13 protein-coding genes are annotated in these 15,628 nt (G+C 66.8%); 8 read left to right on the top strand and 5 right to left on the bottom strand.

Annotated features, from left to right (window positions below):
• Positions 1-2 precede the first annotated feature (2 nt).
• The 6 genes from creC (at position 3) to AC5P9L_RS02990 (ending at position 7,116) form a co-directional block, all read left to right on the top strand.
• Positions 3-1,463 carry a two-component system sensor histidine kinase CreC gene (creC, locus tag AC5P9L_RS03015; RefSeq protein ID WP_227415599.1) on the top strand — a complete coding sequence of 487 codons (1,461 nt, stop codon included), beginning with the start codon at positions 3-5 and terminating at the stop codon, positions 1,461-1,463.
• Between the two features lie 81 nt (positions 1,464-1,544).
• Entirely contained in the window at positions 1,545-2,864 is a 1,320-nt protein-coding gene (gene creD, locus AC5P9L_RS03010; protein WP_227415600.1) for a cell envelope integrity protein CreD, read from the top strand.
• A 10-nt stretch (positions 2,865-2,874) separates the two neighbouring features.
• Positions 2,875-3,285, top strand: coding sequence for a hypothetical protein (locus AC5P9L_RS03005; protein WP_012479575.1), 411 nt, complete (start codon positions 2,875-2,877; stop codon positions 3,283-3,285).
• A 170-nt stretch (positions 3,286-3,455) separates the two neighbouring features.
• Complete coding sequence (locus AC5P9L_RS03000; protein ID WP_049397508.1) at positions 3,456-5,033, top strand: M20/M25/M40 family metallo-hydrolase; 1,578 nt, start codon at positions 3,456-3,458, stop codon at positions 5,031-5,033.
• Positions 5,034-5,186: 153 nt separating this feature from the next.
• Complete coding sequence (gene gltX / locus AC5P9L_RS02995) at positions 5,187-6,590, top strand: glutamate--tRNA ligase (RefSeq protein WP_012479577.1); 1,404 nt, start codon at positions 5,187-5,189, stop codon at positions 6,588-6,590.
• Between the two features lie 34 nt (positions 6,591-6,624).
• Positions 6,625-7,116 (top strand): Fur family transcriptional regulator, encoded by a 492-nt coding sequence (locus AC5P9L_RS02990; protein ID WP_004150412.1) that lies wholly within the window; start codon positions 6,625-6,627, stop codon positions 7,114-7,116.
• 111 nt (positions 7,117-7,227) lie between these two features.
• Here AC5P9L_RS02990 and AC5P9L_RS02985 read toward each other — a convergent pair whose 3' ends face one another.
• From AC5P9L_RS02985 to AC5P9L_RS02970, 4 genes are all read right to left on the bottom strand, one after another.
• A complete protein-coding gene (locus AC5P9L_RS02985) occupies positions 7,228-8,382 on the bottom strand; it encodes an HlyD family secretion protein (RefSeq protein WP_262101709.1) in 1,155 nt (384 codons plus the stop codon).
• A 10-nt stretch (positions 8,383-8,392) separates the two neighbouring features.
• A complete protein-coding gene (locus tag AC5P9L_RS02980) occupies positions 8,393-10,066 on the bottom strand; it encodes an MFS transporter (RefSeq protein WP_062607471.1) in 1,674 nt (557 codons plus the stop codon).
• Positions 10,066-10,632, bottom strand: a complete 567-nt coding sequence (locus AC5P9L_RS02975; RefSeq protein WP_062607472.1) for a TetR/AcrR family transcriptional regulator — start codon at positions 10,630-10,632, stop codon at positions 10,066-10,068. The genes AC5P9L_RS02980 and AC5P9L_RS02975 overlap by 1 nt, the downstream gene beginning before the upstream one ends.
• A 200-nt stretch (positions 10,633-10,832) precedes the next feature.
• Positions 10,833-13,040 carry a TonB-dependent receptor gene (locus tag AC5P9L_RS02970; protein WP_005408693.1) on the bottom strand — a complete coding sequence of 736 codons (2,208 nt, stop codon included), beginning with the start codon at positions 13,038-13,040 and terminating at the stop codon, positions 10,833-10,835.
• 136 nt (positions 13,041-13,176) lie between these two features.
• Here AC5P9L_RS02970 and AC5P9L_RS02965 point away from each other — a divergent pair, with 136 nt between their 5' ends.
• Both AC5P9L_RS02965 and AC5P9L_RS02960 read left to right on the top strand, forming a co-directional pair.
• Positions 13,177-13,590, top strand: coding sequence for a MerC domain-containing protein (locus tag AC5P9L_RS02965; RefSeq protein WP_008264835.1), 414 nt, complete (start codon positions 13,177-13,179; stop codon positions 13,588-13,590).
• Positions 13,591-13,700: 110 nt separating this feature from the next.
• Positions 13,701-13,880, top strand: a complete 180-nt coding sequence (locus AC5P9L_RS02960) for a 30S ribosomal protein THX (RefSeq protein WP_004150462.1) — start codon at positions 13,701-13,703, stop codon at positions 13,878-13,880.
• A gap of 103 nt (positions 13,881-13,983) precedes the next feature.
• Here AC5P9L_RS02960 and AC5P9L_RS02955 read toward each other — a convergent pair whose 3' ends face one another.
• Positions 13,984-15,234, bottom strand: coding sequence for an alkaline phosphatase family protein (locus AC5P9L_RS02955; RefSeq protein WP_062607475.1), 1,251 nt, complete (start codon positions 15,232-15,234; stop codon positions 13,984-13,986).
• Between the last annotated feature and the right edge of the window lie 394 nt (positions 15,235-15,628).

Below are 15,628 nucleotides of genomic sequence, written 5' to 3'. Positions count from 1 at the left end.
CGATGCGCCTGGTACTGAAGCTGTTCCTGGGCTTCTTCCTGATCACCGGCATCGCGGCGTTCTTCGTGATGCGCGTGTTCGTCAACGAAGTGAAGCCCGGTGTGCGCCAGGCGATGGAATCGACCTTGGTCGATGCGGCCAACGTGCTGGCCGAAATGGCCGCCGCCGACGTCAAGGCCGGCACCATCCGCAGCGGCAGCTTCACCCGCAACCTCGCCAAGGCACGCCAGCGTGACCTGAAGGCGATGGTCTGGCGCTTCCCGAAGCGCTCGCTGGATTACCGGGTGACCATCACCGATGCCAAGGGCATCGTCATCTACGACTCGCTGGGCCGCGATCTGGGGCGCGACAACTCGCGCTGGAATGATGTCTACCGCACCCTGCGTGGCGAGTACGGCGCCCGTTCCAGCCCCGAGATTCCGGGCGAGGAAGGCGATACGGTGATGCATGTGGCGGCGCCGGTATACGACCCGGCCGATGGCCGCACCCTGATCGGCGTGCTCAGCCTGGCCCAGCCCAACCGCAGCATCGATCCGTTCATCGCCGCCAGCCAGCGCGCCATCATCGAGCGCGGGGCCTGGCTGATCGGCTTGTCGGCGCTGGTCGGTGTGCTGGTAACGATGTGGCTGACCACCGGCCTCGGCCAGCTCAGCCGCTATGCGCGTGCGGTCAGCGCCGGCGAACCGGTGCCGCCGCCGCGCCGCCGCCGCGACGAGATCGGCGATCTCGGCCAGGCGCTGGAAACAATGCGCCGCAAGCTGGAAGGCAAGGCCTACGTCGAGCAGTACGTGCAGTCGCTGACGCATGAGATGAAGAGCCCGCTGGCGGCCATCCGCGGTGCCGCCGAGCTGCTGCAGGAGCCGCTGCCCGAAGCCGATCGCGTGCATTTCGCGCGTAGCATTGTCGACCAGCAGGAGCGGCTGACCGAGACCATCGACAAGCTGCTGGCACTGGCTGAAGTGGAACAGCACGGCTGGCTGCAGACCCGCGACCGGATCGCGCTGCCGGCATTGCTGGCCGATGCGGCCGCTGCCGCGCAGGTGCGCGCACAAGCGGCGGGCGTGCAGGTCCGCATCGGCAGCGTGCCCGACCTGCAGGTGCAGGGCGACGGCTACCTGCTGCGACAGGCACTGCACAACCTGATCGACAACGCGATTGCCTTCTCGCCGGCGGGCGCGGAGATCGCGCTGCAGGCCGAGGTGGACGGGCAGGGCGTGCGCCTGCAGGTGGCCGACCGTGGCGCCGGCATTCCCGACTACGCGCGTGAGCGGGTGTTCGAACGCTTCTATTCGCTGGCGCGCCCCGGCAGCGGGCGGCGCAGTTCCGGCCTGGGCCTGCCGTTCGTGCGGGAGGTCGCGCGCCTGCACGATGGGCGCGCCAATGTCGATGCACGCGACGGCGGCGGTACCGTAGCCAGCCTGTGGTTGCCGCTGGGTACACCGGGCCAGCGCCCGCGCCGCTGACTTCACACTCGCTTCAAATTCGCCACAAACCCTGCTCACTGCAGCGGTCCATCCTGCAGTCCTCTCCAACGAGGATGGACCATGAAATCCCTGAAGATGCTGCTGCGGTTCGCCATTGTCGGCGGGCTGATCCTGCTGCTGCTGATCCCGCTGACGATGATCCGCGGGGTCATCAACGAACGCAGTGCGTACCGCGATGAGGCCTTCTCGCGGGTGGCCGACAGCCGCGCCGGTGCGCAGCAGCTGGTCGGGCCGGTGCGGGTGGTGCCGTGGGTGGAGCGCAAGCAGGTTGAACTGGTCGATCCGCTGGGCGTCAAGAAGACCGAGGTGCAGGTCACCGAGGGGCACTGGTTGCAGATGCCGGCGTCGCTGGAGGTGGGCGGTGAGATGCTGCCGAGCCAGCGTGAGGTCGGGCTGTTCAAGGTGCCGGTCTACAGCTGGAACGGCCAGATGAAGGCGACGTTCGCCGAAGACGACTATCCGGTGAAGGCCGGCCGCAGTTACGGCCAGCCGTATGTAGCCGTGGGCATTTCCGATGTGCGTGGCCTGGTCGGTACGCCGAATCTGCGCGTGGATGGCAAGCAGCTGCGGCTGCTGCCCGGCGTGGGCGCTGCCAGCGAAGTCGGCCGCGGTCTGCATGCACCGGTGATCGGGTTTGCCGAAGACCACGGCGGCACGCTGGCCGCCAGCACCGTGGAGCTGGAACTGCGCCTGGACGGCAGCCGCATGCTGTCGGTGGTGCCGGTGGGCGACGATACGCATATCGCGCTGCGTTCGAGCTGGCCGCACCCGTCGTTCAGCGGGGCGTTCCTGCCCAATGAGCGACGCGTTGATGCGCAGGGCTTCGATGCACGCTGGGCGGTGTCCTCGCTGGCCTCCGATGCCCAGCGCCAGCTGCGCAATGATGGTGCGGTCGAATCGCAGGCGGTGACGGTGTCGCTGGTCGATCCGGTCGATACCTACACCCAGGCCGACCGTGCCTCGAAATACGGCGTGCTGTTCGTGCTGCTCACCTTCGTCGGCTTCATCCTGTTCGAGCTGATCAAGTCGCTGCGTATCCACCCGTTGCAGTACCTGATGGTGGGCCTGGCGCTGGCGATCTTCTTCCTGCTGCTGATCAGCCTGTCCGAGCACATCGCGTTCTGGAAGGCCTATCTGGTCTCGGCGGTGGCCTGTATCGGCCTGCAGGCGGTGTACCTGGCCAATGTGCTGGGCCACTGGAAGCGCGGCCTCGGCTTCGCTGCGCTGCTGACCGTGCTGTACGGCGCGCTGTATGGCCTGCTGGTGTCGGAGAACAACGCGCTGTTGATGGGTTCGCTGCTGCTGTTCGTGATCCTGGCGCTGGCGATGTGGGTGACCCGCCGGGTCGACTGGTACGCGCTCGGCGCGGAACTGAAGTAAGGAGCAGGCCATGGGCTGGCGCCAGGGATTGCGGCAACGGGCACGGCAGGGCATTCCGGCCCTGCTGGAAGTGGATGCGCTGCTGCAGGCACATGGCGTGCTGGCGGCCCTGCCGGGGGCACGGATCGCCCCCGGCCTGGTCCGCTTCCAGCTGGCGGCGGTGACCTGCGAAGGATTGCAGGGGCAGGGATTGCGCTGGCTGCAGGGCGCGCGGCAGGGACGCGGCGCGGTGGCTGGCCGGGTGCCGCGCTACCGGCCATGGAAGGCCGGGGCGGAGGCGCTGGCCGAGATCGGTATCGGTGGCCTTCCGGATGACTGGCCGGCACACGCGGCGGTGTACGGCTGCAGCAGCATCGACCGGCGGCACTGGTTGCTGCTGCTGCCGGAACGGGCGCAGTTGTGGCTGGGATGGAGTGGGTGATGTGGCGTGGCAGGTGCGAACCAACCACTCTCCTGTGGGTGCGAACCTTGGTTCGCACGCTTCCATCCCGCCCATGACCGATGGGACGGTATCCCCGCGCCCCCGCTGGCTAGACTCGACGAGTTGATGATCGAGCCGAAGGGCAGGGGTGCGATGTGTTGAAGTGGGGCATGCTGGCCGCAGCGCTGGCGATGGGTGGCAACGCAGGAGCGCAGCAGCGCGAGACGGTGGACCTGGACATGGTCAGCCGCATCCGCCAGGAGGCCTTCCACCGTTCGCAGGTGATGGACACCTTCAGCTATCTCACCGAGCGCATCGGCCCGCGCCTGACCAACTCGCCGGCCATGGGTCGCGCCAACGCCTGGACCCGCGGCAAGTTCAACGAATGGAAGCTGGACAACGTCCACGACGAGGCCTTCGACGACTTCGGGCGCGGCTGGGAGTTCACTTCGGCGAGCGTGGAGATGCTGGGCGACCGCGTGCAGCCGCTGCATGCATTGCCCAAGGCCTGGACGCCGGGCACCAAGGGGCCGGTTGAAGGCGAGCTGGTCCAGGTCGAGATCAAGAAGCCCGAAGACATCGAGAAGTACCGCGGCAAGCTGCGCGGCAAGATCCTGCTGCTGGGCGAGGCGCGCGAGTACAAGCGCGGCACCGAGGCGGATTCGCATCGCCACGACGCCACCTCGCTGGAAGGCCTGCAGGAATTCACCCTGCCCAAGGACAAGGACGCCACCGCCGAGCGCGCCAAGCGGGTCAAGGAGTACCAGGAACGCCAGCAGCTGGCGACCAAGGTCAATGCGTTCTTCGTGGAAGAAGGCGCGCTGGCCTCGATCAGCATCAGCAGCTGGGACAACGGCATCATCCGCGTTGCCGGTGGTGGTTCGCGCAAGGCCGGCGAGTCGGTGGGCATCCCCGAGCTGGCGATGATCAGCGAGCACTTCAATCCGCTGGTGCGCGCGCTGGAGGCCAAGCAGACGGTGCGCCTGCGCGTGGATGTGGCAGCACGCTTCACCGATGAGGCCGACCAGCCCGGTTACAACACGCTGGCCGAGATCCGTGGCAGCAGCAAACCCGATGAAGTGGTGATGATCGGCGCGCACCTGGATTCCTGGCACAGCGGTACCGGTGCGGCCGACAACGCGGCTGGCGTGGCGGTGATGATGGAGGCGATGCGCATCCTCAAGGCCACCGGCGCCAAGCCCAGGCGCACCATCCGCGTGGCGCTGTGGAGCGGTGAGGAACAGGGCCTGATCGGCTCGCAGGCTTATGTGGCCAAGCACTTCGGTCGTTTCCCGGAACCCACCGACCCGGCGCAGAAGGCGCTGCCGGCCTCGCTGCGCGAGCCCACCGGCGCGCTGCAGAAGACCCGCGATTACGGCAAGTTCCAGGTCTACTTCAACATGGACAACGGCTCGGGCCGCTTCCGCGGCATCTATGCGCAGGAAAACCTTGCGGCGATGCCGATCTTCGAAGCCTGGCTGGCGCCGTTCCATGACGTGGGTGCCACCACCGTGGCCACCCGCAACACCGGCAGCACCGACCACATCAGCTTCGACCGCATCGGCCTGCCGGGCTTCCAGTTCATCCAGGACCGGCTGGACTACTTCACCAATGTCCACCACAGCCACCTGGACACCTGGGACCACGCCGAACCGGAAGACCTGAAGCAGGCCGCAGCCATCGTCGCCTCGTTCGCCTACAACGCCGCGATGCGCGAGCAGCCGTTCCCGCGCAAGGTGGAACCGTAAAAGGGGACGGAGGGGATTAAGTCGTTTCTCCCCTCCGTTTCCCGGTTGCAGCGCCCCAGGCTGGGCAATCGCGACTTAATCCCCTCCGTCCCCTTTTTCCGTCGGGGGCGGAGGGCTGGTAAAATCGGGGGATTCCCGTTCCTCGAGCCGTCCATGACCTGCCGCACCCGCTTCGCCCCCAGTCCCACCGGCTACCTGCACATCGGTGGTGCCCGCACTGCGCTGTACTGCTGGCTGGAGGCCCGCCACCGTGGCGGCGAGTTCGTGCTGCGTATCGAGGACACCGACCGTGAGCGCAGCACCCAGGGCGCGATCGACGCCATCCTGGAGGCGATGGAGTGGCTGGGCCTGGACTATGACGAAGGCCCGATCTACCAGACCGACCGCGTCGCCCGTTACCTGGAAGTGGCCGAACAGCTGGTGGCCGACGGCAAGGCGTATTACGCATACGAGACCCGCGAAGAGCTGGACGCGATGCGCGAGGCCGCCATGGCCAGGCAGGAAAAGCCGCGCTACAACGGAGCCGCGCGTGACCTGGGCCTGCCGCGCAGGGATGATCCGAACCGCGTCATCCGCTTCAAGAACCCGCTGGAAGGTACGGTGGTGTTCGACGACCTGATCAAGGGCCGCATCGAGATCGCCAACAGCGAGCTGGATGACATGGTCATCTTCCGCCCGGACGGCTACCCCACCTACAACTTCGCGGTGGTGGTGGACGACTGGGACATGGGCATCACCGAGGTCATCCGCGGCGACGACCACATCAACAACACCCCGCGCCAGATCAACCTGTACGAAGGCATCGGTGCGCCTGTGCCGAAGTTCGGCCACATGCCGATGATCCTGGACGAGCAGGGCGCCAAGCTGTCCAAGCGCACCGGCGCGGCCGACGTGATGCAGTACAAGGACGCCGGCTACCTGCCCGATGCGCTGCTGAGCTACCTGGCCCGCCTGGGCTGGTCGCACGGTGACCAGGAGCTGTTCAGCCGCCAGGAGCTGATCGAGCTGTTCGACGTGAAGGACTGCAATTCCAAGGCCTCGCGCCTGGACATGGCCAAGCTGGGCTGGGTCAACCAGCACTTCCTGAAGACCGAGGACGTGGCCGCGATCGTGCCGCACCTGGTCTACCAGCTGCAGAAGCTGGGCCTGGACGTGGCCGCTGGCCCGGCCCCGGAGGACGTGGTGGTCGCCCTGCGTGAACGCGTGCAGACCCTGAAGGAAATGGCCGAGAAGGCCGTGGTCTGGTACCAGCCGCTGACCGAGTACGACGAAGCGGCGGTAGCCAAGCACTTCAAGGCCGGTGCCGAGGTGGCGCTGGGCAAGGCCCGCGAGCTGCTGGCCGCCCTGCCGGAATGGACCGCCGAGTCGGTGGGCGTCGCCCTGCACGACGCGGCCGCAGCGCTGGAAATCGGCATGGGCAAGGTTGCCCAGCCGCTGCGCGTGGCCATCACCGGCACCCAGGTCAGTCCTGACATTTCCCATACCGTTTACCTGGCCGGCCGCGAGCAGGCCTTGAAACGCATTGATGTGGCCATCACCAAGGTAGCAACGGCCTGAGGCATCCTTGCCAGGCCCGAACCGGAGAACACGCATGCCCGCCAAGACCGCCACCGCCTGTACCGCCCCGCACCACCACGTCCACGACGCATCGGACTTCGTGGCGGTGGTCGAGCGCGTCTCGCGCGAACGCGGGCTGCGCCTGACCCCGATCCGCGCCAACGTACTGAAGCTGATCGCCGAGGCCGGCAAGCCGGTCAAGGCCTACGAGCTGCTGGAGTGGGTGCGCAACGGCAAGGGCGTGGGTGCTGACGCCCCGCCCACCGTGTACCGCGCCCTCGACTTCCTGATGGCCAATGGCTTCGTGCACAAGCTGGAATCGGTGAATGCCTTCGTGGCCTGCCACCATCCCAGCAGCGCCGCGCATTCGGTGCCGTTCCTGATCTGCAACAGCTGCCACAGCGCGGTGGAGCTGGAAGACCGCGAGATCGTCACCCAGCTGGAGAAGCGTGCCAAGGAGCTGGGTTTCCAACCGCAGGCGCAGACCCTGGAAGTGCATGGCCTCTGCGCGCGCTGCGCCGGCTAACGGATCGGTAGTGCCGGCCGCTGGCCGGCATTTTGGAAACGGGGTCAGATCCCTTTGCCAGTGGCAAAGGGATCTGACCCCGTTTCATATCGGTGCGACAGGGCCTGCGTCCTACTCCATCGGCTTGGACCGGGTATCCACCCGCACGATCACCGACATGCCGGGGCGCAGCTGCGCGGCCAGCTTCTGGCCTTTGTTGATCGATATCCGCACCGGCAGCCGCTGCACCACCTTGGTGAAGTTGCCGCTGGCATTGTCCGGGCGCAGCACGCTGAATTCCGACCCGGTGGCGGGCGCGATCTCCTGCACGCGGCCCCGCAGCACCTGGCCTTGGAACGCGTCCACCGAGAACGTGGCCGGCTGGCCGATCGCCATCCCCCAGGTCTGGCCTTCCTTGTAGTTGGCCACCACCCACAGCGTGTCAGGTACCAGGAACAGCAGCTGCGAACCGGCGGCGACGTACTGGCCCACGCGTACGCTGGCTTCGCTGATCTGGCCGTCGCGCGGCGCGTGGATCACCGTGTTGGCCAGATCGATGCGCGCCAGTTCCAGCTGCGCCTGCGCGCTCTCCACCTGGGCCTCCAGGCTCTTGCGCGCTACCTGGGTCGATACCAGGGTCTCCTCGGCGATGCGGATCTGCGCCTGCGACTGCTGCACGCTGGCCTGCGCCGAGGCCTGCGCGGTGCGGAACTTGTCGCGATCGTTGATCGACACCAGCTGCTGCGCAGCCAGTTCCTCGTAGCGCTTGGTCTCGTTGCGTGAGCGTTGCAGCTCCGCCTGCCCGGCCGACAACGTGGCGCGGGCGGAGGCAATCTGCGCACGGTTCTGCGCCTGCGACTGGTCCGAGTTGGCCAGGGCCGCGCGTGCGCTGTCCAGCGTCGCCTGCGCCTGGGCGACCCGCTGCGCATAGATGCGGTCATCGATGCGCAGCAGCGGCTCGCCTTCCTTCACGTGCTGGAAGTCCTTCACCAGCACCTCGGTTACATAGCCGTTGACCTGTGGCGCCATCACCGTGATCTGTCCGCGTACATACGCGTTGTCGGTCACCATCACGCTGCTGGTGAACGGCCACAGGTGCCAGGCGCGCAGGATCAGCGCAATGCCCAGCAGGGCCACCACCGCCATTACCACCACGCTGCGCGCGCTGGGCTTGAGGTACTTCGGCGCGACAGCGGGTTCTACCGGCGTAGGGGCAGGCGCCGCGTCGGTCGGCGGCGGTGGGGTTACGTTGTCGGCGTCGTCGGGTCGGGGCGGGACGGGAGGCATGGTCGAGAACTCAGCGGGGCGCGGCCGGCGTGGCCACAGCGGGGGAAGTGGGGTGGCGCTTGCGCCATTGCTTGAGCACGGCGGTGCGCAGCGACAGCAGCAGCAACCAGCACAGGAAGCCGATGGCCAACCAACCGCTCAGCGTGAACACATCATTGAAGCCGCGTACGTTGGCTTCGCGGCGCGTCGTCTGCGCCAACTGCGCGCTGCCCTGCGCGCTGCGCAGCACCGGATCGGTGATCTGGGCGACGTACAGCTGCTGCTGGATGCGCAGGCGCTGTGCCACCACCGGGTCGGCCGGGTCGAGCTGGCTGGTCAGCGCGCTGGAATACAGCTGCTCGCGATGCAGCTGGAAGGTCCCCAGCACCGCCGAGCCGGCCAGGCCGCCCAGCGTCTGCGTGATCGACAGCGTCACCAGGAAGGTGATCATGTGGTCCACGCCCTGTTTCAGCGCGGCGGAAATGCCGAGCATGATCAACGGGCCCATGAACATGCCGGCACCGACCGAGGCCAGGAACTGGCTGGCGTAGAAGTCGTGCGGCCGATCCATGCTGGTGCGGTGCTGGTCGAAGAACGCGGCGGCGCCCAGCAGCAGGATCGCCATCAGCAGCTGCGGGATCAGCCGTTTGGGCCCGAAAGTCAGTGCAGTGCCGGCGATACCGGTGACCACGCCGGCGAGAATCACCACGAACAGCGGCCGCAACTGATCAGGGCCCATGCCGAGCGTGCGCATCAGGTTGACCACGCCGTAGGACTGCTCGGTGGTCAGAAAGCGGATCAGGAAGGCGCCGACGATGAAATGCAGTACGGGCAGGCTGGCCAGCCAGCGTGTCTGCAGCAGCGGATTGCGCCGGTAGTGCTCGATGATGAAGGCGGTGGTGGACAGCACGATCGAGGCGACCAGGGCCCAGCCCAGCCACGGCGTGTTGAGCCACCAGCGGGTGTAGCCCTGCGCCAGCACGATCACCAGCAGCGCGACGGCCGGTGCAAGCAGGGCGAACGTGAGGAAGTCCAGCGGTTCGAAGGCCTTCACCTGGATGCCGGGCGGCAGCTTCAGCACCACCACGGCGGCAAACGCGCACAGCGCCAACCCGGCTTCGAAGGAATACAGCTGGTGCCACTGGCCGGTATCGACCAGGCCTGGCGAGACGATCCAGGCGATCGGCACCGCCAGCTGCGAGAGGCCGACGCCGACCACCAGCAGATTGCCGGTAAAGCGGCGCGGCAGCGCCTGCAGCATGTACAGCGTGCCCAGTGTCGAACAGGCCGCACCCGCGAAGCCGCTGGCGGCGCGGGTCAGCATCGTGGTCTCGAAGCTGCCGACGAACAGGTGCAGCACCGCCAGTGCCGCGTACAGGCCCAGCCCGATCTCTGCGAACAGGCGGATGCCGTACTGCTGGCGGAACTTGAAGGCCAGCAGGTTGGCGGTGACATTCACCATGGCATAGGCGGCCACCAGCCAGCTGCCCTGGGTCGGGGTCAGCGCCAGCTGGCCCTGCAGGAACGGCAGGTTGGCGGTGACCAGCGCATTGCCGAGGCCGCCGGTGATCGCCACCAGCAGTGATACCAGCGCATAGGCCGCGCGCCGATACGGCGGGTGCCAGGGCATCGATGCCGAACCGGGCATGGTCGGCTTTTCGTGCTCCTCCCAATCCGGAACCGGCTTCAGATACGGCTGGACCATCAACGGGCCTCGTTGGCAGCTCCCTGGAGACCCCCACGCAGCAGCTGCAGGGCGCGCCCGGCCAACTGAGCACGCTCGTCGCGGGTCTTGCCGCGCAGGGCCGCACCCAGCATGCCCGAGATCAGTGAAATATCCGTCTTTTCCAGGTCGGCACGGCACAGCCCGGCGGCCTTGGCGCGCGCGATCGGTTCCTCCAGCAGGTCGCGCACGGTCTCGCGCGCGGCGCGCATGGACGGCACGTCCGAATCGACCGCACGCCAGTAATCGGCCAATGCCGGCGAATCAATGATGCGCTGGGCCATGCCTTCGAACACCTCGAACAGGGCGTCGTCGCGGTCACCGAGCTGTTCGACCTGGCGCCGGATGCGGTCGACCGTGCGCTGCAGCAGCGCCTGGATCAGCGCGGTGCGGTCGGGGAAGTTGCGGTACAGGGTGGCGCGGCCTACCTGGGCGCGTTCGACCACCAGGTCCAGCGGGGCGGTGACACCGTGTTGGCCGAACACATGATCGGCGGCGTCGAGGATGAGGGCACGGCGGGCGGCGGCATCGGCACGTTGGGCAGTCATGGAATTATTTTCGGACAGAAGTGTCCGATTGGCGAGACATTGGGTGACGGGATTGTCCGCTTGTTGTGGTACGCACATCTTTGTGACGGATGCGTGATGGAGTTGGTCGAAATGAAAACGGGGGCCCGAAGGCCCCCGCGGAATGGCGTGGGGGTCAGAGCCCTTTCCTTCGAAAAGGACTCCGACCCCGCCGTGCGCGATCAGAAGAACGCGCGGATGCCGAATGCGACACCACGGCCTGGCAGCGGCGAGTAGTCGCGCAGCAGCGAGGTATGCGGGCGCACTTCGCGGTTGGTCAGGTTGCTGCCATCCAGGAACACCTCGTAGCTGTTGCTGGCGTTGCGATCCCAGCGGTAGGCCAGGTGCGCGTCGACCAAGGTGTAGCCGTCGCTCGGGGCTTCGTTCTGGGCGACGTCCTTCTGGCGGCTGTAGCGCACCGCACCGACCGAAGCGCGCCAGCCGTCCTTCGACCAGCGCAGGTCGGCGCCGACGCGGGCCGGTGCGATGCGCGGCAGATAGCCGGTGTTGGCCAGTTCCACCGTGTAGTTGTGGTTGTGGTCGCCATGCGGCACGGCGATGTCCAGGTTGCGGCTGCCGCTGCCATCCAGCTTGGCCTTCACATAGTCGCCGAACAGGCGCAGGTCCCAGTCACCGGCGCCGCCCTCGAACAGGTGTACCAGCGCTTCGGCCTCGGCACCGCGGAATACCGCGTCCTGCTGCGTCCAGGTGCGCACTGGCAGGCCCTCGGTGATGCCGGTGTCGGCCAGGTAGATGAAGTCCTTGAACCTGGTCTGGTAGACCGACGCGGAGAAGTCCAGGCGCTCGCTGTGGGTGTGGATACCCAGTTCCACGCGCTGGCCGCGCTCGGTCTTCAGGTTGGCGTCGCCGATTTCCAGCGAACGGGTGGCGATGTGCGCGCCGGCGGCATACAGCTCTTCGTTGGTCGGTGCTCGCTCGGAGCTGTCCACGCCGATGCGCAGGTCAACGGCATCGTTGAGCTTCCAGATGCCAGCGGCAGACAGGTTGGTGGCGCCGAACGTGCGGCGGCGGTAGTCACCGCTCGGGTCCAGCTTGACCTGATCGTGGCGGCCGCCCAGTTCCAGCTTGAACGGGCCGAACTGCTTTTCCTGCAGCACGAACAGGCCGATGTTCTTCGTGCCGGTATCCGGAACGAACGCCTCTTCGCCCTTGGCACCGAAATCACTGTTGCCGAACTGCAGGCCGAAGGCGCCGTCCCAGCCGCCGATCTGCTGCTGCACCGCTTCCAGGCGCGCTTCGATGCCGCGGTTGGTGAAGCGGGTCGACGGCGTACCGGCTTCCAGCTCCACGTGTTCGTAGTCGGTGTAGGCCACGCGTGCGTTGATGTTCTTCAGGAACGAGACCGGGTTGTAGATGCCGGCCTTGGTCTCGAAGCGGTTCTGCACCATGTCGATGCGCACGTCGTGCTCGTCGCCGCCTTCCTCTTCGTCGCCATGGTCGTGACCGTGGTCATGGCCATGATCGTCACCATCGGCGTGCACGTGCGCGCCATTGGGAATGCCGTAGTTGGTGCGGTAGGTACTGGCCGATACGCCGAAGTAGCCGCCGTCGCCCAGCCACGTTGCGCCGACGCCACCGGCGCGGGTGCGGATCGAGCTGTTGTCGAGGCGGCCGCGGCGCGGCTCTTCGCCTTCCTCGCCCGCATGATCATGGTTGTGGTCGTCGTGGTGGTCTTCCAGGCTGTCGATCACCGCGTAGCCGGGAATGCGGTAGTCGTCGCCATTGCGGACCAGGCCATCCACATGGAGCACGACGTTGCCGCTGACGCCATCGAGGCGGAACATGCCGCTGCGCTCGTTGTTCACCGAATTGCCGCGCAGTTCGGCACGACCGCTGAGCGGCCGCTCCGGCAGCTCGCGCGCGATGCGCCCGTCGACCACATTGACCGCACCACCAATGGCGCCGCTGCCGAACAGCAGCGTGGCCGGGCCCTTCAGTACTTCGATCTGGTCGGCCAGGAACGGTTCGATGCTGGTGGCGTGGTCGGCGCTGACCGTGGAGGCATCCATGTTCCCCATGCCGTTGGACAGCACGGCCACGCGCGGGCCTTCCTGGCCACGGATGATCGGGCGGCCGACGCCGGGGCCGAAGAAGGTGCTCTGCACGCCGGGCAGCTTGGCCACGGTATCGCCGAGGGTGCCGGCCTTCTGCTCGTCCAGGCGTTCACCGGCCAGCACCTCCACCGGGCGCGCCAGCGATTCGGCATCACCCTGCAATGGCGACGCGGTGACCTGCACCGACGACAGCTCGGTCAGGTGGCGGTCACGATGGGCGGTGTCCTGGCCGGCTGCAAAGGCGACGGACGGCAGCAGGGCGGCGAGCGCCAGGGCCAGGGAATGCGGCTTGAGCCGTGGGGTATGGGCGGGCATGGACGGGTCCTTTGTTACAATGTATCAATCGCGGGGCGCACGAATCCCGTCGATGGGACAGGGGGGAGGGAAACCGTGCGGGTCGGAGAGGGATGTTATATTATTCCATAACGATTCGCCGACCCTGCTGGAAGTCATGTCCCTGTCCTCACGCCTGCGCCACCTGCTCGACCGTTTCGGCGCCACTGGTTCGATGCTGTGCGCGGTGCACTGCGCGGTGATCCCGGTGCTGCTGGCCGCAGCGCCTTCATTGGGGCTGTCGTTCTGGCTGAGCGACGGCGTGGAACAGGCGCTGGTGGTGTTCGTGACCCTGCTGGGGTTGTTCAGCCTGGTCTGGGGCTACCGCCGGCACGGTGCGCTGCGTGCGCTGGGCTTCCTGATTCCCGGTCTGGTCGCATTGTGGGCCGGCGTGCTGTATGACCCGCTGCACCACAATGCGGTGCCGCACGCGGTGGTGATGACCATCGGTGGCCTGCTGGTGGGTGTGGCCCATCTGGTCAACCTGCGCCTCAACCACGGTCACGTGCACGACGCCAGCTGCGCGCACTAGGCGCTCCGTGATAGGATTTTCGATCGTGCGCGGGGGCGCCCAGCAAGGCGGCCCCGCCGAACCCGTGTCAGTACGGGGTAACCAGATTTCACATTTGAGGAGTTGAAGACATGGGTAAGGGTGACCGCAAGACCGCCAAGGGCAAGCGCTACAACGCCAGCTATGGCAACGCCCGTTCGCACACCGCCAGCAAGGTCGCCGTAGGCGCCGCCGCTCCGGTTGCCAAGAAGACCGTGGCCAAGGCTCCGGCGAAGAAGGCTGTGGCGAAGAAGGCCGTCGCCAAGGCCTGATCCGGTCGAACGACCGGTTCAATGAAAAACGCGGCGCCTGGCGCCGCGTTTTTTTTTTATGCCTGTCCGGTGAGCCGAGCGTGGGTTCGGCTCTACAACCGCATCAGCGCAGTGTCTTCTTCAGCGTTTCCGGATTGCCATCGTTCGGCGCGGCCGGTACCTGCAGCAGGTGGGCCAGCAGCGGATAGACATCGACGTTGTCGAAGCCATCGATCACCAGGCCCTGGCGGAACGACGGGCCGCCGGCCACGAACACTGCGCGCATGGAAGGCAGTGCGTTGTCGTAGCCATGCGAACCTCGATCCTGCTTCGCACGCTTGGCGATCTTCTCCTGGTGCAGGGCATCCCAGCCTTCATCCATGACACAGACGATGGCCGGAACCCGCGGATGCGTGCCGTAGTGCCAGCGTGCCGGCAGGTTCTCCTTCTTCCAGCATTCGTAGTGCGCGTGGCGTCCGAGCAGGGCGCGTTCGGCTTCCGCTTCGCGGCCGGCGACCGGCGCAAAACCCACTGACTGGCCTTGGCTGATATTGCGTGCGATGGCCGGGTCGGCCATCGACTCGGTGGCGATCACGTTGCCGTCGGCGACGCTGGCCATGCCGTGGTCGGAGACGACGATCACGTTGGTGGTCTTGGCTAGATCGCGCTGCTGCAGCCCGTCGAGCACCTGGCCGACGATCTGGTCGGCGCGCACGATGGCGTCGGCGTACTCCTTCGACCCGGGGCCGTAGTTGTGGCCGGCCTTGTCCACGTGTTCCATGTACAGCGTGGTGAGGCGCGGTGCATCAGCATCGGTCTGTGCCAGCCAGTCGAGCACGATGCCGGCCCGCTGCTCCAGCGGTTCCTTGCCGTCGTATACGCGCCACTTGCTGGGGCGCACGCCGCGGATTTCAGACTCACTGCCCGGCCACGCCGTGGTGGCCGAACGTACGCCAGCGTTCTCGGCACTGACCCAGATCGGTTCGCCACCCCACCAGCCGCTGGTGGTGACCGCGTCGCGGTTGCTCAGTTCGAAACGGCCCAAGGTTGCATCGTCCATGCTGTTGTTGACGATGCCGTGGTGGTCCGGACGCAGGCCGGTGACGATGGTGTAGTGGTTGGGGAAGGTCAGCGACGGATAGGACGGCGTCATCCAGCGTGCACGCACGCCGCCGTCGATCAGTCGCTGCAGGTTCGGAGTGAGCCCACGGTCCAGCGCATCGGCGCGCAGGCCGTCGATGGAGATCAGCAGCAGCTTCGGAGGCGAAGCCGCAGCGGCGGAACCGGGAACGGAGGCGGAAGGGGCGGGCGCGGTGGTGCAGGCGGCCAATGGCAGCAGCAGCGCCAGCGCGCAGGTCAGGCGTACGGAAGTCATCCACGCATGATAAGCCCGCGCAATGACGCGCCCAAGACACGGCGCGCTATCGCGCCCCGTGTCCGCGCATTTTTCCTTATCGCCGCGCCTGTCGGCGCGCCCCCTTCAACAGGAAGGGGGGGCTTTTCTCCAGACATGTCCCTGATGCTTCCATCCACGCATGGCGTGGATCTACCGTGTCGACCAAGGTCGACACCTACCAACAGTTGCGCAGAATGACGTCCGGACAGATCGCCGGAACCTGTCGAAGCTGGGTGGGTCCGGTTGCAGGGGCGTGAGCGCCATGGATGGCGCGACCGAGCTTACAGGGACGTACTTGCAGCGTCCCCTGCAACTGAACCCACCCTGCCTCCCCGCAGGAAGCCCGCTGTTGCTGTTGCTGTTGCTCTAGCCT

The sequence above is a fragment of the Stenotrophomonas sp. YJH_SMC_64 genome (assembly GCF_059371375.1).
Note: the sequence above shows the minus strand (reverse complement) of the source record. Positions and strands in the feature narration are given on the sequence as shown.